The sequence below is a fragment of the Oricola sp. genome (assembly GCF_965230365.1).
Lineage (GTDB): Bacteria > Pseudomonadota > Alphaproteobacteria > Rhizobiales > Rhizobiaceae > Oricola.
Genome location: NZ_OZ246003.1, coordinates 4,023,573 through 4,042,084 on the forward strand (window position 1 = coordinate 4,023,573; position 18,512 = coordinate 4,042,084).

The following is an 18,512-nucleotide window of genomic DNA, read 5'->3' on the forward strand; positions in this document are numbered from 1 at the left end:
TGGCGCCGGGTTTGCCGACCTGATCGCGGAGATACCCCGCCTGGTTGGCAGCCGACGCATCGACCTGCCCTGAACATCAGGCCCCGGGGCGCGAACCCGAGAAACACAATCACGCCGTGACCTGTCATGGTTAACGTTTTTCAAATCGGGGTAAACAAGCGGTTAACCCGACAGCACGTTCCTTAAGTTACGCAAGGTGATGCCTTGAAATCCCCTGAGAACTGGGCCATCTGCCGCTTGGCAAGGTCCCCGCGTAACCTGCAGTAACGTCACGAAACATTCACATAGTAATTATTGCATCTATATACCCCGAGACTGTCAAAGCGCTTTGGCCATTGACAGGCACTACTGGGTAATCCGGCAATCTCTGAAGCCCATTTGGCAAGAGGCAAAAAAACTGACCGGTCATCAAAACTGGGAACAAACGGAAAAAACAAATGAACACAATTCCAATAAACACGTCCCAACAGGCGCGTGAAGCAACCTTTCGCATCGGGGAACTTGCGAAGGAATTCGACATCACCCTGCGTGCCCTCCGGTTCTATGAAGACAAGGGGCTCCTGCGTCCGCGTCGCATGGGCAACACTCGGCTTTATTCACGAGGCGATCGGGCGCGTCTGAAGCTCATTCTGCTTGGCAAGCGGGTCGGCCTGTCTCTGCACGACGTGCGCGAGATGCTCGAACTCTACGATCCGCATGGCGACAACATGCGCCAGCTCAACGCCGCCCAGGCCAAGGGCGAAGAACAGCTCGTCAACCTGCATGAGCAGCGCGACGACATCGATGCGGCAATTGCCGAACTGGAAAGCACGCTCGTCATCATCCGCGAGAAGATCACGGAGCGAGGCTAAGCCTCAAGAAAGAACAATCGCGCGCACTGGGGCAAGAATGCGCGCAACAGGAAGCGTTTCGGGTTCATGGGGCCATACGGGGCGTTTCCGATTACACCGGCATTCGACAGCGAGTGCCGGTGTTTTTTTGTTTTTACTGGTCAGATCGGCCGTTTCCGGGCTCATTCTCCGCCGATACCTCCCAAAGCATCCACGCTAAACCACAATATCACTGGAATTTCCCGACGATGTGATTATTTTGACGTTTACGCAAACGTCAAAATTTGTTAGCAGGCGCCTACCAGAGACCGGCGGATCGCCCATCCGTCGCAATCCCGTATTCGGAGGAAACCAATGCCCGTCTATCGCGCTCCCGTGGAAGACACGCTTTTCGTACTCAACGACGTCCTGAAATACGAACGCTACAACAACCTGCCCGGTTTTGCGGATGCCACGCCAGACATCGTCGAAGCCGTCCTGCGCGAAGCGGGGCGCATGGCCGAGGAAGTCTTTTTTCCGATCAACCAGACCGGCGACCAGCAAGGCTGCACGCGCCATGACGACGGCTCGGTGACGACGCCGAAGGGTTTTCGCGAGGCTTTCGAACAGTACAAGGAAGCCGGCTGGATGGGGCTTGCCTTCGATCCCGAATATGGCGGCCAGGGCCTGCCCTACACGCTGCATTCGGCGGTCGGCGAATACTTCTCGTCGGCCAACATGGCGTTCACCATGTATCCCGGCCTGACCCAGGGCGCGATGGCGGCGATCCAGGTGCATGGCTCCGACGAGCAGAAGCGCACTTTCCTGCCGCGCATGGTCGAAGGCGCCTGGACCGGCACGATGAACCTCACCGAGCCGCATTGCGGCACCGATCTCGGCCTGCTGCGCACCAAGGCAGTGCCGCAGCCCGACGGCACCTACAAGATCTCCGGCCAGAAGATTTTCATCTCCGCCGGCGAACACGACATGTCTGAAAACATCATCCACCTGGTGCTGGCCCGCATCGAAGGCGCACCGGAAGGCGTGAAGGGTATCTCGCTGTTCATTGTGCCGAAAGTCGCGGTCAACGACGACGGGTCGCTCGGCGAGCCCAATGGTGTTTCCTGCGGCTCTATCGAAGAGAAGATGGGCATCCACGGCAACGCCACCTGCGTGATGAACTACGACGAAGCGACCGGTCACCTGATCGGCGAGGAAAACAAGGGTCTCAAGGCGATGTTCGTGATGATGAACGAAGCCCGGCTCGGCGTCGGCCTGCAAGGGCTGGCCGTCTCCGAAATCGCCTACCAGAACGCTGTGACCTATGCGCGCGAGCGGCTCCAGGGCCGCGCCCTGACCGGGCCGAAGGCGACCGACAAGAAGGCCGATCCGATCATCGTGCACCCCGACATCCGCCGCAACCTGATGACGATGCGCGCCTATAACGAGGCGGCACGCGCCTTCATCCTGTGGGCGGCGCTGAAGTCTGACGTCGCGCATCGCTCCGAAGACGAGAGCGACCGCGAACTGTCCGAGGAGATGATGGGTCTCTTGACCCCGGTCATCAAGGGCGTGCTGACCGACAAGGGCTTCGACCACACCGTGATGGCGCAGCAGGTCTATGGCGGCCACGGATACATCGAAGAGTGGGGCATGAGCCAATATGTGCGCGACGCGCGCATCGCCATGATCTACGAGGGCGCCAACGGCATCCAGGCGCTCGACCTTGTCGGCCGCAAGCTGCCGGCCAATGGCGGCCGCGCCGTGCAGGCCTTCTTCAAGGAAGTCGGCGACTTCTGCGAGGACAACCGAGGCGACGAGAAGCTGACCTTCTTCACCAAGCACCTGAAGAAGGGCCTCAACGACCTGCAGGCCGCCACCATGTGGTTCGTCCAGAACGCCATGGCGAAGCCCGACAATGCCGGTGCCGGCAGCCACGATTACATGCACCTGTTCGGCCTTGTAACGCTGGGTTACATGTGGGCGCTGCAGGCCAAGGCGGCCAATGAGAAGATCGCCGCCGGCGCCAATGGCGATGCGCAGTTCCTTGACGCCAAGCTCGTCACGGGGCGCTACTTCATGGAGCGCGTCATGCCGGAAACCGGCGCGCATCTGGCGCGGATCTCGAGCGGTGCCGACTCGATGATGGAACTGCCCGAAGAGGCATTCTGATCAGTCAACAGGACGCTGCGGCAATAACGCATTGCGGCTGTGCCGCAGCGCCACTATCTGCCACTATGGCTGTCCGACGGGAGGAAAGCGATGGCGAGCAATCCGGCCGAAGTTCTCGGTACGCGCCGGCCTGATTGGGCCAGCGAGGATGTCGTCATGCTGCAGGACATGGCGACGCGCTTCATGTCCGAGGAGATCCTGCCACGCTACGATGAGTTCGAGGCGGCCGAGACATTCGACCGCGAAAGCTGGCGCAAGGCCGGCGAGGCCGGTCTGCTGTGCGCCTCGATGCCGGAGGAATTTGGCGGCGCGGGCGGCACCTATGCGCATGAATCGGCAATCCTCGAAGCCATCAGTCATGTCGGCGTCGACGGTTTCGGCATCGCGCTGCACAACTCCATCGTCGCTCCCTACATCCAGCATTACGGGTCGCAGGAGCAGAAAGCGAAATGGCTGCCGAGGATGGCCTCCGGCGAACTGATCGGCGCCATCGCGATGACCGAGCCGGGCGCGGGCTCCGACCTGCAGGGCGTCAAGACGACCGCCAGGAAAGACGGCAACCAGTACCTGCTCAACGGCTCGAAGACCTTCATCACCAACGGCCAGCTCGCCAATCTCATCATCGTCGTCACCAAGACGGATCCGGCCGCCGGCGCCAGGGGCACCTCGCTGATCGTCATCGAAACCGATGGTGTCGAAGGCTTCGAGCGCGGCCGCAACCTCGACAAGATCGGGCTGAAATCGAACGACACCTCGGAATTGTTTTTCAACGATGTGCGCGTGCCGACGGCCAATTTGCTCGGCCACGAGGAAGGGCTGGGCTTCGTCCAGCTGATGCAGCAACTGCCGCAGGAGCGCCTGCAGATCGGCGGCGCGGCGATTGCCATGGTCGAGCGGGCGCTGGCGCTGACCATCGACTATGTCAAGGAACGCAAGGCGTTCGGCCAACCGGTTATCTCGTTCCAGAACACCCAGTTCAAGCTCGCCGAACTGAAGACCGAGGCCACCATCGGCCGGACCTTCTATAACCAGTGCGTGGCCGAACACCTGGAAGGCAAGCTGACGCCAGAACTGGCGTCGATGGCCAAATACTGGCTATCCGACCTGCAGGGCAAGGTCGTCGACGAGTGCCTGCAGTTGCATGGCGGCTATGGCTACATGAACGAATATCCGATCGCCCGCATGTTCCGCGACGCCCGCGTCCAGCGGATCTATGGCGGCACCAACGAGATCATGAAACTGCTGATCGCAAGGAGCCTTTGAGATGGCGGAGTACACGCTTCACTGCTTTCACGAGTCAGGCAATGCCTACAAGGCGGCGCTGATGCTGCAGCTCAGCGGCGCCGACTGGGAAGCCCGGCGCGTCGCCTTCTTCACCGGCGAGACGCGGCAGCCGGAATTCCGCACGCTGAGCGTGATGGGCGAAGTGCCCGTGTTGACGCATCACCGCGACGACGGCAATTTCACCGTCACCCAGTCGGGCGCGATCCTCACCTATCTGTCGCGCAAGCTCGGCACGTTCGCGCCTGAGACCGAGGCCGAGGAATACGAAGTGATGCGCTGGCTCCTGTTCGACAGCCAGAAGATGTCGGGCTATGCCGGACCGCTGCGCTTCCTGCGCTTCTTTATGAAGAAGGGCGAGACGGATGACGTGCAGTTCCTGCACGGACGGCTGACGAGTGCTTTGAAGGTGCTCAACGCGGCGCTCGACGGGCGCGATTGGATCGCCACGGACCGCGCCACCATCGCCGATTTCGCGCTCTGCGGCTACCTGTTCTGGCCCGACCAGATCGGCATCACCTACGACGAATTGCCCAACGTCGCCGCCTGGCTCGCCCGCATCGAGGCCCTGCCCGGCTACAAGCGGTCGGAAGCGCTGATGCCGTCCGGCCAGGAACCCGAGAAAGCCACGGCCTGAGCGGCCGGCAACCGAACCGAAAAAGGAGACCCCACCCATGGCTGACGCGTTTGTTTACGACGCAGTGCGCACGCCGCGCGGACGCGGCAAGAAGGACGGAAGCCTGCACGAGGTGCCGACGCCACGCCTCGGCGCCAAGGTGCTGGAGGCGCTGCGCGAGCGCAACGGGCTGGACACGAAGAAGGTCGATGACGTGATCTTCGGCTGCGTCGATCCGGTCTACGAGGCCGGCGGCTGCATCGCCCGCTCGTCGATCTTCGAGGCCGGCTACGACACCCAGGCGCCCGGCATGCAGATCAACCGGTTTTGCGCCTCGGGCCTCGACGCCATCAATTTCGGCGCCGCCAAGATCGCCCAGGGCGCCGACGACATCGTCATCGCCGGTGGCGTGGAATCCATGTCGCGCGTCGGCATGGGCGCATCGGGTGGCTCGTGGGCCTTCGACCCGTCGGTCAACCTGCCGGCCTATTTCATGCCGCAGGGCGTGTCGGCCGACCTGATCGCCACCAAATACGGTTTTAGCCGCGACGACGTCGACGCCTATGCCGTGGAAAGCCAGAAGCGCTCGGCGGAAAGCTGGGAGGCCGGCAACTTCAAGAAGTCCGTCATTGCGGTCAACGACCAGAACGGCCTGACCATCCTCGACCGTGACGAGCACATGCGTCCGGGCACCGACATGCAGTCGCTGGCGAGCCTCAACCCGTCCTTCGTCATGCCCGGCCAGATGGGCGGCTTCGAGGCCGTCGGCATCGCCGGCCATCCGGAGGTCGAGACGATCGACTATGTCCACCACGCCGGCAACTCGTCGGGCATTGTCGACGGCGCGGCCGGCGTGTTGCTCGGCTCGAAAAGAGGCGGCAAGGCGCTGGGGCTTGAGCCACGCGCCAGGATCAAGGCCTTCGCCAATATCGGTTCCGACCCGACACTGATGCTGACCGGGCCGGTCGACGTCACCGAGAAACTTCTGAAGCGCGCGAAAATGAAGATCTCCGACATCGACCTGTTCGAATTGAACGAAGCGTTCGCTGCCGTCGTGCTGCGCTACATGCAAGCGTTCGAGATCGACCATTCGAAGATCAATGTCGCCGGCGGCGCGATCGCCATGGGCCATCCGCTGGGTGCGACCGGGGCGATGATTTTCGGCACCGTTCTGGACGAACTGGAGCGCCGCGATCTCAACACCGCGCTGGTGACCTTGTGCATCGGCGCCGGCATGGGCACGGCAACCATCATCGAGCGCGTTTGAGAGACGAAGAGACGATCATGACCTACACAAACTTCACAGTCGAAACCGACAGCGACGGCATCGCGCTCGTTACCTGGGACATGCCGGACAAGTCGATGAACGTCTTCACCGAAGAGGTAATGGACGAGCTTGACGCCATCGTCGACCAGGTGGTCGCCGACGACGCCATCAAGGGCGCCGTGCTGACATCGGGCAAGAAGGATTCATTCTCCGGCGGCGCCGACATCACCATGCTGAAGCGCATGTTCGAACTGGTGCAGCGCGAGAAGGCGAAGGACCCGCAAAAGGCCGTCGAGATGCTGTTTGAGGGCGCCGGCCGCATGGGCCAGCTGTTCCGCAAGCTGGAGACCTGCGGCAAGCCGTGGGTGTCGGCGATCAACGGCACCTGCATGGGCGGCGCGTTTGAGGTGTCGCTGGCCTGCCATGGCCGCGTCGCCGCCGACTCGCCAGCCGTCAAGATGGCCCTGCCCGAGGTCAAGATCGGCATCTTCCCCGGTGCCGGCGGCACCCAGCGCGTGCCGCGCCTGACCAACCAGCAGGACGCGCTGCAGATGATGACGCAGGGCTCCAACCTGTCGCCGTCGCGCGCCAAGGCGATGGGGCTGATCCACGAGGTGGTGCCGCCGAAAAAGCTCGTCGCCGCCGCCAAGAAGATGATCCTCGACGGGCTGAAGCCGGTCCAGCCGTGGGACGAGAAGGGCTTCCGCCTGCCCGGCGGCAATGTCTATTCGGGCGCCGGCGGCCAGCTCTGGCCCGCCGCTTCGGCGATCCTGCGCCGCGAGACCCACATGAACTATCCGGGTGCCGCCGCGATCGTGAAATGCGTCTATGAAGGGCTGCTGGTGCCATTCGACGTTGGCCTGAAGATCGAGCAGCGCTACTTCACCCAGGTGCTGCAGACGACCGAAGCCGGCTCGATGATCCGCTCGCTCTTCGTCTCGCTGCAGGAACTGAACAAGGGCGCGCGCCGCCCCGCCGGCATCAAGCCGACCAAGTTCAAGAAGATCGGCGTGCTCGGCGCCGGCTTCATGGGTGCCGGCATCGCCTATGTCACGGCCAAGGCCGGCATCCCGGTGGTGCTGCTCGACCGCGACATCGAAGCCGCCGAGAAAGGCAAGGCCCATTCCGACGGCCTGATCACGCGGGCGATGCAGAAGGGTCGCGCCACGGCGGACGACAAGGAAAAACTCCTGTCGCTGATCACGCCGACCGCCGACTATGCCGACATGGACGGTTGCGACCTGATCGTCGAAGCCGTGTTCGAGGATTCGGAGGTCAAGAAGGGCGCGACCGAACAGGCCGAAGCAGTCTTGAAGCCGTCGGCGGTGTTCGCGTCGAACACCTCGACGATTCCGATCACCGCGCTGGCCAAGAACTCCAGGCGGCCGAAGAACTTCATCGGCATCCATTTCTTCTCGCCGGTCGACCGGATGATGCTGGTCGAGATCATCATGGGCAAACGCACCGGCGACAAGGCGCTGGCTGTGGCCATCGACTATGTGCGCGCCATCAAGAAGACGCCGATCGTCGTCAACGACACGCGCGGCTTCTACGTCAACCGCTGCGTGCTGCGCTACATGAACGAGGCCTACAACATGCTCGCCGAGGGCGTGCCGCCGGCGATGATCGAGAACGCCGCCAAGCTGGCCGGCATGCCGGTCGGGCCGCTGGCGCTCAATGACGAGACGGCCATCGATCTCGGCCAGAAGATCATGAAGCAGACGATCCGCGATCTCGGCGAGAAGGCCGTCGACCCGCGCCACATGGAGCTGGTCAACACCATGGTCGACACCCATGGCCGGCTCGGCCGCAAGAACGGCAAGGGCTTCTACGACTATCCGGCGAAACCCGCCAAGAAGCATCTGTGGCCGGAATTGGCCACGCTCTATCCGCAGCAGGACGCCGATAGCATCGACTTCGAGGAACTGAAGCAGCGCTTCCTCGCCGTGATCGCGCTGGAGGCGGCGCGCGTCATGGAGGAAGGCATCGTCACCGATCCGCGCGAGGCCGATGTCGGCTCGATCCTCGCCTTTGGCTTCGCGCCCTATACCGGCGGCACGCTGTCCTATATCGACGGCATGGGCGTGGCCGAATTCGTGGCGCTCGCCGACCGGCTGCGCAAGAAATACGGCCAGCAATACAAGGCGCCGAAGCTGTTGAAGGAGATGGCCGAAAACGGCGAGACCTTCTACACGCGGTTCGACCCGTATGCGGCACTGGACGAAGCGGCATAGGCCTCAGTTATGTGACTGACTTGAAGACCCCGGAGCGCGAGCTTCGGGGTTTTTCTTTTTCGACCCGTCTTGAGGTCAGCCTTCCACTATTCTGTCCAGTGTTACTTCCAGCCTCGATACCGTGCCGTCGGCGTTTCTCGATTCATTAAACGATCCGCGTAGTCCCTTGCGAGCCTATTGATCTACCATTGGTTCGGGTGGCAGCGGCCCATGCCCTGGCTCTCACCAAGGTATTTCACCGGCGCGCCGAGCGATTGTCCTCGATAGATGACATCCATTTTATGATAGCGCCCGGCATTCGTGACCGCCGCAACGCTTTCCGGCGGAGATACCTTATTCGAGCTTCTGCGATTGGCTCCAGGGTCATCGCTATACCACATATGCGCGAAAAACTCATCAGCCGATTGAATTTCTAAAACAAAGGCTCCACGAGTCGCACCAGTGACGCTTTGAAAACGAAACACATCTTCCTTAGTCGGAAGAGAAGTAAGCGGATAGTGCTTCTCAAAGTGGCAGTACTCGGTATCGCCGAAAGGTTGTTTCAGAGTGGACGCATTGACCTCAAAAACAAGATGGGGAGTTGGAAAATCAATAGATATATCTTTATGGTCTCTGAGGTAGACTGGCTTGGAAATTGAAGCTCCGAATTTGATGTTCAAGTACGCCGGCCGCGTTGCGTCCACAGTACTAACTAAAATAGTTAAGTCCTTTGCTTCATTTTCCCACGCCGTGTCGCCCAGTATTGACCTGATCGCTTGCTCATTACTGACGTTCTGCGTATCGACAATTTTCGGCACCCCCAGAAACTGACCCGGTACGGGTCTATAGACAATTTGCACTTCGGAGTGCGCGCCACCAAGCGACGATGCGAATATAGAAACGCCCCCCTTAGTAGTCAAACATGCCTTGTATGCTGCTAGACCACTAGCTGAAAGTGAGGTTTCCTCTATGAATTTCTGGTAATTTCGATATGTACTTATTTCATTCTCTTGCGCAATTTCACTCAGAGAGGCCCTAAACTCACTATAACTCCCGCTGGCAGATATTAACTTATACTGCCCGCTCGCCGATGCATCTCGCTTTATTTCATTATATTTTTTTTCGGTTAGCGAGTCATAAAAGTAATATTGCTGTATATCACTAAGTTTGCTTGCTGATATTGTCTGAAATTCGGCAACATTGCATTCCTGTGCGAAAACGCTTTGAGAAAAAATTGCAATAACGATAGCGGCGATAGCGCGAAACATCTGCCCCCCCCCGATTGACCGGAAGCGCGGTCCGCAGGCTTCCGAGATATCCGTTTGGCACACCTTGACACAACGACTCTAGAATAGAAAGCACACTGGGAACGTCGCAACAATAAAGAGTGCGCGACTCAAGAAAACGTGGCCGGCCATCGACAGGTCTGGAGGGCGACCTCCAGTTTAAAATCAACACCACAAACGCCGCCGTAAGGTGCCCTTAAGGAAACACGCGCGTAGCTGGCGTCTGCTTGGCGTATCTAACGGCAGCGAAGGGCACGTAGTGGACGTGTCATCGGTCGGCACGGTTGGCATCTTCCGCGTGAAGGTGCGTAGACGTTGGATAACTTAGCTCACTGGAGGCACCCTCATCCGTCTGCGGTCCTTCACGAAAGGCCCGCATCCACCTTCTCCCCTTGTGGTTGAAGGGAGGTCCAGCCTCGCCGCCCGATCACCCCTGACGCTTCGGCTTCTTGCCCTTGTGTTTCGGCGCCCTGCCCTTGTCGCCCGCTCCGCCCCGGTACTTGCCGCCCGTCTTGCCGCCTTTCCCGAATTTCGGCTTCTCGTCCCTTGGCTTTTCCTGCCTCGGCTTGCCGCGCGGCGCGCCGGCCGGCGCGATCATGATGCCTTTCTCAAGGCTGCCGGGCTGCCCGATCTGCTCGGCAAAGCCGGCGGCCTTGTCGGCGGAAATCTCGAAACGGGTTTCGGTGTCGTCGATCCTGATCGCGCCGACATTGCGTTTCGTCACGCCGCCGGCATTGCAGATCATCGGCAGGAGGAACTTCGGATCGGCGCGCTGCTTGCGCCCGAGCGAGATGGTGAACCAGACGCCGCCCTGCATGTCGAGGCGCGGCTCGCGCACCGGCGCATGTTTCTCCCTCGACCGGCGGTCACGCGCCGGCCGCTTGTCCTGCAAGGCTTCGGCGGGAAGCGGCAGGAGTTCCTCGGGAACGGGATGGGCGGCCAGTTGCTGGCGAAGGAAGGCGGCGGCGATGCGCTGCGGCCCCGCCCGGTCCAGCAATTCGGCGACGAATTCCGCCTCCGGCCCGTCAGGTTCAGCCGCCGAGGCGGCGGCGTCGAGTATCCGCCGGCGGTAGCGCGCCTCGATCTCGCCAATGCCGGGCGCAGCACGCATGGTCGCCGTCAGCTTCGCCAGCGAGAGCACGCGCCGGGCCGCACCGCGCCTGTGTTCCGGAACGATCAGCACGCAGACGCCCTTGCGGCCGGCGCGGCCGGTCCGGCCGGACCGGTGCAACAGGGTCTCCGGGTTGCTCGGCACGTCGGCGTGAACCACGAGGTCGAGGTTCGGAAGATCGATGCCGCGCGCCGCGACATCGGTCGCGACGCAGACATGCGCGCGTCCGTCGCGCATGGATTGCAGCGCATTCGACCGCTCCGATTGCGCCATCTCGCCCGAAAGCGAAACAACCGAGAAACCGCGATTGGCGAGCCGCGCCGTCAGGTGGCGAACCGCTTCGCGCGTGTGGCAGAACACCAGGGCGCTGGTCGAATCGGAATCCAGCAGCGTGTTGATGATCGCGTGTTCGCGCTCGTCGCGTCGCACCAGCATCAGCTGGTATTCGATGTCGGCATGCTGCTCGGTCGACACCAGTGTTTCGACACGCACCGCGTCCTTCTGCACCGTCCTGGCCAGTTCGGCGATGCCGCGCGGCACGGTCGCCGAAAACAGCAGCGTCCGGCGGTCTTCAGGCGCCGCGCCGAGGATGAATTCCAGGTCGTCGCGAAAACCGAGAGCCAGCATCTCGTCGGCTTCGTCGAGCACCACCGCGCGAATGGCGCCGAGATCCAGCGCCCCGCGCGTGATGTGATCGCGCAGGCGTCCGGGCGTGCCGATGACGAGATGGGCGCCGCGTTCGAGCGCGCGGCGTTCGCTGCGTATGTCCATGCCGCCCACGCAGGTCGCGATCCTGACCTGCGCCGCCGCGTAGAGCCAATCGAGTTCCCGCCGGACCTGGATGGCGAGTTCGCGCGTCGGGGCGATGATCAGGCCCAGCGGCGCGGCGGCCGTGTCGAAACGCTCGCCGCTTGCAAGCAGCGTCGAGGCGATGGCGATGCCGAAGGCAACGGTTTTGCCCGAGCCAGTCTGCGCCGAGACCAGCAGATCGGCTTCGCCGTGATCTTCGTTCGTCATCGCCAGCTGAACCGGCGTGAGCCGGCTGTAGCCTTTCGCCGTCAGCGCGGAGGCAAGCGCCGGATGCATGGCGGCGAAGGGGGATATGTTGTCGGGGGTGGCACTCACGTCATGGTCGCTTTCTTTGAAAGACGCCGAGTATCACGTCATGCGCGCTTTGGGCAGCGATTGTTTGGCGGGATCACGCCGCCCGGAGGCGGGGCCGCCAACCGCCCCCGGCTGGCGGCCGCAAGCGGCGAGACGTTCTACGGGCGGTTCAGGTGTAAAGTCCAATCCACCCCCTTCATCCCGCCTCGCCCAGCACCGGCAGCATCTGCAGGTCAGTCGGTTGCGGTGTGGCGCCGGCGGCCGTCAGCATGGCGTGCACCTGCCCCCGGTGATGCGTCTGGTGGTTGACCATGTGGACGACATTGAACCCGAAATTCGTTTCCACCGCCTCGCCGCCGCGACGATCGAGCGGTTCTGCCAACGGTTGTAGCGCGCCATGGTCGCGGCGAAGTCAGGCGTGATCATTTAAAGCACGGTGCGCAATCTCTGCGAGTTGCCGCATCGTGTAAAGAAGGTCGTCATCCTAGGGCTTGACCCTAGGATCCATTCCGTGAGGCTGGAGCGATGGGCGGCTATGTCTACATGCTCGCCAACAAGAAGGGCGGCACGATCTATATCGGCGTGACCGCCGACTTGTCGCAGCGCGTCTACGATCACAAGCAGCGCATCAACACCAAGAGTTTCACCGCCCGCTACGGCGCGGTCCAGCTGGTCTGGTACGAGCTCTATTCCGGGATCGGATGGTGAGGTCAGCGCGATCACGGAATGGGTCCTCGGGTCAAGCCCGAGGATGACGACCTTCACTATCTGACGCGGGCTAATCGCCGCCGTCCCGCTCGATATATTCTTCCGAAAATCCCGGAATTCCGGCGTTTTCGGAAAAACTTATGCACCGCCCCAAAACCTCCCTTACAATCTCCCTCGCCTTCTTTTGGAAGCCGGGTCTAGAACCGACCACCCGGAAGAGGGACGGTGCCCGGTGGGGTGAGGAGTGCGCGACCGCTGGTTGGTCGATCGGCAGCGATCTGTCGATTGGAGCGACGAACGCCCGAAGCGAAAGCGCAGGGCGGGTGGTCGATCACACGGTGACTCACCTGGGTGATGAACCCCCACGCCGGGGCGGCATGAAGCGGCGCGCGCAGTCTTGTTTTCCCGGACATTACGATCCGGGCCGCCGACCGAAGCTGCAAGACCACCGAGCGGGCGGTCCGAGGATCGCTATACCTTTTAGACGTTGCGATGCTTTGACCGCCCGTCTTCCAGTTCTTTGACAACGCTGGTCTCAGGAAACGGGGCGCGGTGCTGATGACGTGCGCCTGGATGGTGGAGATTAGCCGCTATGAAAAAAGCAGGTCGTCATCCTAGGGCTTGTCCCTAGGATCCATTCCAGAGTGGTTGCGAAACGCCGGATATCGAAGAACGAGTACCGTTCTGCATCTCTGAGCGTCGAGCTTGGCCGGAACGGAATGGATCCCTTGCGCCGACGGCGCTTCGCTTGCCGTTGGTCAAGCCCGAGGATGACGGTGTACCAAGTTCCGAGTGCCAATCGCCGACATCCCAATGCGGCACTATTGTCCCGCAGGGGCGAGGACGCACCCGGCGGTGATAAAGCGCGCCTTATCTCCCCCCGACGAGGGGGAGATACGCCTTCCATGCCACTACGCCGCGCGGCGCTTGCGGTTGCGCCGCCAACGCGGCTTTTTCGCCGGCCGGGCCGCGCCGGCTTCCTCGTTGCGGGTCGCAGCCTCGCCTTCCGGGCGCTTGCCGCGGTGTTTCGGCTTGCGGTTTTCGTTGTCTGGTGTTGCGGCATCGCGCCGTTCGCCGCGCGGGCGGCCATTGCCGCGTCCGCCGCCAGTGCCACGCCCTCCGCGATTGTCCGAACCGCGATTGTCCTTGCGGGCAGCGCCGCCGAAACCGGGATGCTCGCCGCCGGCGACCGTGATCTTGATGCCGGTCAGCTTCTCGATGTCGCGCAGCATCTTGGCCTCGTCTTCCGAGCAGAAGGTGATGGCGCGACCCTCAGCTCCGGCGCGCGCGGTGCGGCCGATGCGGTGCACATAGCTTTCGGGCACCTGCGGCAGGTCGTAATTGTAGACATGGCTGACGCCCGGAATGTCGATGCCGCGCGCGGCCACGTCGGTGGCGACGAGGATGCGCACACTACCGGCGCGGAATTCGCGGATCGCCGCATCGCGCTGGCCCTGGCTCTTGTTGCCGTGGATCGAGGCGGCGGAGAAACCGCCGGCGACAAGGTGCTTCTTGAGCTTTTCCGCGCCGTGCTTGGTGCGGGCGAAGACCAGCGACAGGTCTTCGTCGCGTTCAGCGAGATGCTTTTTCAGGAGGTCGGCCTTGCCGCGCTGCGGAACGAAATGCACCGACTGGTCGATCTTGTCGGCAGCGCGGCCGGGTGGGTTCACCTCAACGCGCACCGGGTCGTTCAGATAGGTCGCTGCCAGGCTCTCGATCGCCTTGGGCATGGTCGCCGAAAACAGCAGCGTCTGGCGCTCACTCGGCAGGGCCTTGGCGATCTTTTTCAGCGAATGGATGAAGCCGAGATCAAGCATCTGGTCGGCTTCGTCGAGAACGAGGAAGCGGGTTTGTGCCATGATGATCGCCTTGCGCTCCATCAGGTCGATAAGCCGACCGGGTGTGGCAACCAGGATATCCTTGCCGGGGCCGAGATCGCGGATCTGCACGTTGATCGACTGGCCGCCGACGACGGTCGCGATGCGCAGCCTGGACCGCTTGACGAAGCCCTTCAGGTTGGTGGTGATCTGGTTGGCCAGTTCGCGCGTCGGCGCTAGGATCAGCGCGCGGGCGCTTTTCGGATAGGGCCGCTGCGGGTCGGCCAGCAGCTTTTCGATCAGCGGCAGGCCGAAAGCGGCGGTCTTGCCGGTGCCGGTCTGGGCGAGACCCATGATGTCATGGCCTTCCAGCACGGCGGGGATCGCCGCCTGCTGGATCGGCGTCGGCGCCGTGTAGCCATTGGCCTCGACGGAATGGAGAATGCGTTCGGAAAGCCCGAGGGCTTTGAAGTCGGTCAAAGTAAATACCTTTCGTGGCGCGGCTTATGCCGCGCGCATGGGAATAAGCGCCCTGCCCGGCCTCATGCCGGTAGGCGCGTGTTGCGGTTGCGATACACCGCTCTCCGGGACCGGATTGTCCATGCGGATCGGCGGATCGTCAGCACCCCGCGTGAATTGGGAACTCGTGGGAAAGCCGGACAGGTTGTCGGTCCGAACATCAAAGCGCCGTGCACCGGGGGCATCGCATGCCTCTGAGGGTGCGGGCTGCTCACGCGGCAGCCGGATCGCTTCGTTGCGCTGCATATCGGCTTTGTGCACCGCAATGTCAAGCGACGCTTGTCCGGTCCGCGCGAATCAAATATTCAACCTTTAGGTTGACAATTAATTGGGAACGCTATATTCAACCAAATGGGTGAACATTCGCAGAAACACGATCTCTCCGAGATCCTCAAGGCCGTCAGCGACGTTACCCGGCGGTCCATCCTGACGCTTCTGGTGCAGGAAGGGCCGATGCGGGTCACCGAACTGGCGGGGCGCTACGACATGTCGCTGAACGCGATCTCCAAGCACATCAAGGTCTTGGAGGCCGCCGGTCTGGTCGACCGGCGCACGCTCGGACGCGTCCATCTGATCGAGGCGCGGCTCGAGCCGGTGCAGGCGGTCGATGTCTGGTTCCAGGAGTTGAGGTCGATCTGGGAACTGCGGCTGGATCGCCTTGGTGAAGTCCTGAACGACGGAGAAAATGGCGATGAGCGACCTGTCACTGACGATTAGCAAGACGATTGCGGCCCCGGTCGAGGCCGTATTCAACGCATGGCTGAATGCCGAGACACTGGCCAAATTCATGACGCCGGGGCCGGACATGTCGGTGCCGCGGGCCTCGAGCGACGGGCGCGAGGGCGGCCGCTTCGAGATCGTCATGGCCGCCAGCGACCAGGAGATCCCGCATGCCGGCACCTATCTGGAGGTCAAGCCGCATGAGCGCATCGTGTTCACCTGGGAATCGCCCTATTCGGTCGACGGCAGCACGGTCACGCTGACCTTCAAGCCGGCCGGCGGCGGCACCGATGTCGAGCTGACGCATGTGTAATTTGCCGACGAGCAGATGCGCGACAACCACACCAACGGCTGGACGGAGATCCTCGACGAGTTGGCCAAGGTTCTCTGACCGATTGCGTGCCGCCCGGCTTGCGGGCGACGCGGTCGGGTTCCCGCGCTACGGTCTAGTGCTTGGTGACGTTGGAGAAATCCGTTTCGTCGTCGGCGGTCGAGACCGAAGGCAGTTCGCTGTCGCGGTCCTTGCCGTCGGTCACGGTCTTGTCGGCGCCCCTGGCTGCTGCGGCCGTGTCGGCAACCGGACGGGCAGCAGCGCCGGTCGCAGTCTGGCGGGCCAGCTCTTCCTTCAGCTTGGTGCTGCGCAATTCGCTCGCCCGGTAGCGCACTTCGTATTCGGCCAAGCGCTTGTTTTCCGACTGCAGGATCTCGATGCGGTTGACGAGGTCCTTGTTTTCCTCACGCAACTGGTCGAGCGCGATCAGGTCGACGGAGTATTTGAGGTTGAGCTCCGAAAGCGAATGGTTGGCGTTGGTCAAATCCCTGCGGCCGGTCTCCAGCGTCGACACGATGTCCTTGTAGCTGGTCACCGCCTCGTCGCGTTCGAGCCGCGCCTGGGCGATTTCCTTCTGCAGCGACAGCACGGTCTTCTCGCTGTCCTGGCGCATCTTGGAAAGCGACCGGATCTCGGCGCGCTGCGAGTCGGTCTCCATCTGCATGGCAAACTTCTCGGAAGCCAGCCGCGCGATGACCGCCTCGTTCTCGCTCTGCAGGCGATCCATCTTGATCTCGTAATTGGCCAGCTTGGTCTCAAGCGCGGCCGCCTCGCGCTTCAGCAGACGCCGCTCCTCGGCGTTCTTTTCCTGGGCGGTCATCAGCTTCTGCTGCATCTTACCGGCATCTTCCAGCTGCTCGTGCAGCCCGGTCAGCTTGAACTCGGCCTCCGAGGCCGCGTTCTTGGCCTGCACCAGTTCCTTGGCCAGATCGTTCTTCGCCTCCTTGAGGCGCGATACCTCGCGATTGAAGTGCGCAGCGTCGGCCTCCATCTCACCGAGTCTCGATGCCCGGTCCGCATTCTCGACATAGAGCCGATCGCGTTCCTTGCCGAGCGTATCGACGTCGGCGCGCAGGCTCTCCAACGACCGGTGGGCGGTGTTAAGATCGGCCTTCAGCGAGTCGTTGAGTTCGAGCACCGTGTCCATCTTGAGGGCCAGGTCGCTCTTGTCTTTCTCCAGTTCCTTGATGCGGTCGGCGGAGCGCGTTGCCTCATCAAGATAACGGTCACGTTGAACGATCACTTCCTCGTGGCGCACGGTTTCCAGTCGCCACTTCTGGGCATATTCCTTCATCCACTGCGCCCGCAGCTTCATCTTGGAAAGGTTCTCTTCTATATCGCCCAGGGTCGCGAAATTCGCGTCGAGTTCACCGACATATTTCTCGAACTCGTCGAACTTGCTCTGGTCGGCCCCGGCGGCAGAGACGCCGGGGCGTATTTCGTGGATGTTGCCGTCGCCGGCTACAACCGGATCGTGCGCATCCTGTGCCTCGACGGGGTCGGTGCGCTGCGGTTCTGTGGGAGTGCCCTGTTCTGCCGGCTCCACGGACTCGCGATCGGACTCATCGTCCCGACCACCACGACGCACAAAAATACTCATGACTAACTCCGAAACATCGGAGCCGCGCGCGCCGCGCGCTCTCCGAACCCAACCCAACGGAAAGTTTTAGGTGCAATTTTGCGTTGAGTCGAATCGAAGTTGCTCCAATTCCGGGCAATTGGCCGGACGCAACCCGTATTTCACGAAAAGTTCATGATTTTCTGCACGTGGATCATCGCCCACAGCGCTGTTTAACGAGCATCGGAAAATACATCCCGGTTTCGGGTCGCGGCGACCTAGTAGTTTCCGTAAGCGTACACGCCGAGGATCAGCAACACACCGAATGCGGCCAAAAACCCCATCCTCAAGGCGGCGTATTTCTTCAACAATATGTTCGACACGGCCGCGTTGCTCTGCGCAACGGAGTGGACCATCTGCGACACCTCTGCCGTCTGCATGTAACGTCCGTATTCGGCCGGCGGCATCTTGTCGGTCGACAGGGCCAGCCAGGACCAGCGCTCGTGATCGACCATGGTTTCGCGAATGGCCTTTCCCGGATAGCGGGGAAAGACCGTCCAGAAGCAGAAGAACACACTGATCGCGCTCAGCGCCAGAAAGGAGTAGTGCAGTGCAATCGGTATGCCGTTGGCGCCGAACGAGATCGGTCCGCGCAGCACGATCAGCCCAAGCACGGTCATCAGCGCCCCGGCCTTGGCGTCAGCAAACTGGATCTGCGTCAGCAAGGCCTGATGCTGGGCGAACAGGTATTGGGTGCGGATGCGGCTCACATAGTTGAGGTCGTGGCCTTCCGCGCCCGAAAGTTCGAGCGTCAGATCAACATCCGTTACTTTCTGTTTATACCCCGCCATGGGCGAGGCTTATGTCAATCGCCTCGCGTGCGGTCAACTATGTTTCGCGGAGACTTGCCGAGCGCACGGGATCACACCTTCGCGAGCCGGCATCCGGCCCCCTTGACGACAGACATGTTTATGTCGCTGGTGCAGCGCGAGACGACAAG

The 18,512-nt window shown here is 61.9% G+C and carries 14 protein-coding genes and 1 pseudogene; 9 read left to right on the forward strand and 6 right to left on the reverse strand.

Translation table 11 applies throughout. The features are described from left to right. The first annotated feature begins 437 nt into the window (after positions 1-437). The 6 genes from ACO06R_RS19475 (at position 438) to ACO06R_RS19500 (ending at position 8,379) form a co-directional block, all read left to right on the forward strand. Positions 438-851: a MerR family transcriptional regulator gene (locus ACO06R_RS19475; RefSeq protein ID WP_421854138.1), complete on the forward strand. Its 414-nt coding sequence runs from the start codon at positions 438-440 to the stop codon at positions 849-851. Between the two features lie 333 nt (positions 852-1,184). Beyond that, positions 1,185-2,981 carry an acyl-CoA dehydrogenase C-terminal domain-containing protein gene (locus ACO06R_RS19480; RefSeq protein WP_421854141.1) on the forward strand — a complete coding sequence of 599 codons (1,797 nt, stop codon included), beginning with the start codon at positions 1,185-1,187 and terminating at the stop codon, positions 2,979-2,981. A 90-nt stretch (positions 2,982-3,071) separates the two neighbouring features. Further along, positions 3,072-4,244 (forward strand): acyl-CoA dehydrogenase family protein, encoded by a 1,173-nt coding sequence (locus tag ACO06R_RS19485; protein ID WP_421854145.1) that lies wholly within the window; start codon positions 3,072-3,074, stop codon positions 4,242-4,244. Position 4,245: 1 nt separating this feature from the next. Next, positions 4,246-4,899 carry a glutathione S-transferase family protein gene (locus ACO06R_RS19490; RefSeq protein WP_421854148.1) on the forward strand — a complete coding sequence of 218 codons (654 nt, stop codon included), beginning with the start codon at positions 4,246-4,248 and terminating at the stop codon, positions 4,897-4,899. 37 nt (positions 4,900-4,936) lie between these two features. Further along, complete coding sequence (locus ACO06R_RS19495; protein WP_421854151.1) at positions 4,937-6,145, forward strand: acetyl-CoA C-acetyltransferase; 1,209 nt, start codon at positions 4,937-4,939, stop codon at positions 6,143-6,145. 17 nt (positions 6,146-6,162) lie between these two features. Further along, a complete protein-coding gene (locus tag ACO06R_RS19500) occupies positions 6,163-8,379 on the forward strand; it encodes a 3-hydroxyacyl-CoA dehydrogenase NAD-binding domain-containing protein (RefSeq protein WP_421854154.1) in 2,217 nt (738 codons plus the stop codon). A gap of 182 nt (positions 8,380-8,561) precedes the next feature. Here the strand turns inward: ACO06R_RS19500 and ACO06R_RS19505 are convergent, their stop codons facing one another. The 3 genes and pseudogenes from ACO06R_RS19505 to ACO06R_RS19515 form a co-directional block, all read right to left on the reverse strand. After that, positions 8,562-9,626, reverse strand: a complete 1,065-nt coding sequence (locus tag ACO06R_RS19505) for a hypothetical protein (RefSeq protein WP_421854157.1) — start codon at positions 9,624-9,626, stop codon at positions 8,562-8,564. Positions 9,627-10,071: 445 nt separating this feature from the next. Beyond that, positions 10,072-11,841 carry a DEAD/DEAH box helicase gene (locus tag ACO06R_RS19510; RefSeq protein ID WP_421859525.1) on the reverse strand — a complete coding sequence of 590 codons (1,770 nt, stop codon included), beginning with the start codon at positions 11,839-11,841 and terminating at the stop codon, positions 10,072-10,074. 214 nt (positions 11,842-12,055) lie between these two features. Then, positions 12,056-12,181 (reverse strand): annotated as a pseudogene (locus tag ACO06R_RS19515) (DinB family protein); the annotation flags it as partial. 203 nt (positions 12,182-12,384) lie between these two features. Between ACO06R_RS19515 and ACO06R_RS19520 the strand changes: the two are divergent. After that, a complete protein-coding gene (locus ACO06R_RS19520) occupies positions 12,385-12,567 on the forward strand; it encodes a GIY-YIG nuclease family protein (protein WP_421854160.1) in 183 nt (60 codons plus the stop codon). A 911-nt stretch (positions 12,568-13,478) separates the two neighbouring features. On the opposite strand, the gene ACO06R_RS19525 is transcribed toward ACO06R_RS19520, so the two are convergent. Further along, on the reverse strand, positions 13,479-14,864 hold the full coding sequence (locus ACO06R_RS19525) for a DEAD/DEAH box helicase (protein WP_421854164.1): 1,386 nt from the start codon (positions 14,862-14,864) through the stop codon (positions 13,479-13,481). A gap of 390 nt (positions 14,865-15,254) precedes the next feature. On the opposite strand from ACO06R_RS19525, the gene ACO06R_RS19530 reads away from it, so the two are divergent. Both ACO06R_RS19530 and ACO06R_RS19535 read left to right on the forward strand, forming a co-directional pair. Next, positions 15,255-15,620 (forward strand): ArsR/SmtB family transcription factor, encoded by a 366-nt coding sequence (locus ACO06R_RS19530; protein WP_421854167.1) that lies wholly within the window; start codon positions 15,255-15,257, stop codon positions 15,618-15,620. Further along, positions 15,595-15,936, forward strand: coding sequence for an SRPBCC family protein (locus tag ACO06R_RS19535; RefSeq protein WP_421854170.1), 342 nt, complete (start codon positions 15,595-15,597; stop codon positions 15,934-15,936). Before ACO06R_RS19530 ends, ACO06R_RS19535 begins: the two co-directional genes overlap by 26 nt. 133 nt (positions 15,937-16,069) lie before the next feature. On the opposite strand, the gene ACO06R_RS19540 is transcribed toward ACO06R_RS19535, so the two are convergent. Further along, positions 16,070-17,554 (reverse strand): hypothetical protein, encoded by a 1,485-nt coding sequence (locus tag ACO06R_RS19540; protein ID WP_421854173.1) that lies wholly within the window; start codon positions 17,552-17,554, stop codon positions 16,070-16,072. A 236-nt stretch (positions 17,555-17,790) separates the two neighbouring features. Beyond that, positions 17,791-18,363 (reverse strand): hypothetical protein, encoded by a 573-nt coding sequence (locus ACO06R_RS19545; RefSeq protein WP_421854176.1) that lies wholly within the window; start codon positions 18,361-18,363, stop codon positions 17,791-17,793. Positions 18,364-18,512 lie beyond the last annotated feature (149 nt).

What these genes read in the sequence shown, in the direction of transcription:
- ACO06R_RS19535 (WP_421854170.1), top strand. Translation starts at nt 15,595, where the DNA reads ATGAGCGACCTGTCACTGACGATTAGCAAGACGATTGCGGCCCCGGTC.
- ACO06R_RS19490 (WP_421854148.1), top strand. Translation starts at nt 4,246, where the DNA reads ATGGCGGAGTACACGCTTCACTGCTTTCACGAGTCAGGCAATGCCTAC.
- ACO06R_RS19500 (WP_421854154.1), top strand. Translation starts at nt 6,163, where the DNA reads ATGACCTACACAAACTTCACAGTCGAAACCGACAGCGACGGCATCGCG.
- ACO06R_RS19540 (WP_421854173.1), bottom strand. Translation starts at nt 17,554, where the DNA reads ATGAGTATTTTTGTGCGTCGTGGTGGTCGGGACGATGAGTCCGATCGC.
- ACO06R_RS19510 (WP_421859525.1), bottom strand. Translation starts at nt 11,841, where the DNA reads ATGCATCCGGCGCTTGCCTCCGCGCTGACGGCGAAAGGCTACAGCCGG.
- ACO06R_RS19475 (WP_421854138.1), top strand. Translation starts at nt 438, where the DNA reads ATGAACACAATTCCAATAAACACGTCCCAACAGGCGCGTGAAGCAACC.
- ACO06R_RS19485 (WP_421854145.1), top strand. Translation starts at nt 3,072, where the DNA reads ATGGCGAGCAATCCGGCCGAAGTTCTCGGTACGCGCCGGCCTGATTGG.
- ACO06R_RS19520 (WP_421854160.1), top strand. Translation starts at nt 12,385, where the DNA reads ATGGGCGGCTATGTCTACATGCTCGCCAACAAGAAGGGCGGCACGATC.
- ACO06R_RS19530 (WP_421854167.1), top strand. Translation starts at nt 15,255, where the DNA reads ATGGGTGAACATTCGCAGAAACACGATCTCTCCGAGATCCTCAAGGCC.
- ACO06R_RS19505 (WP_421854157.1), bottom strand. Translation starts at nt 9,626, where the DNA reads ATGTTTCGCGCTATCGCCGCTATCGTTATTGCAATTTTTTCTCAAAGC.
- ACO06R_RS19545 (WP_421854176.1), bottom strand. Translation starts at nt 18,363, where the DNA reads ATGGCGGGGTATAAACAGAAAGTAACGGATGTTGATCTGACGCTCGAA.
- ACO06R_RS19495 (WP_421854151.1), top strand. Translation starts at nt 4,937, where the DNA reads ATGGCTGACGCGTTTGTTTACGACGCAGTGCGCACGCCGCGCGGACGC.
- ACO06R_RS19480 (WP_421854141.1), top strand. Translation starts at nt 1,185, where the DNA reads ATGCCCGTCTATCGCGCTCCCGTGGAAGACACGCTTTTCGTACTCAAC.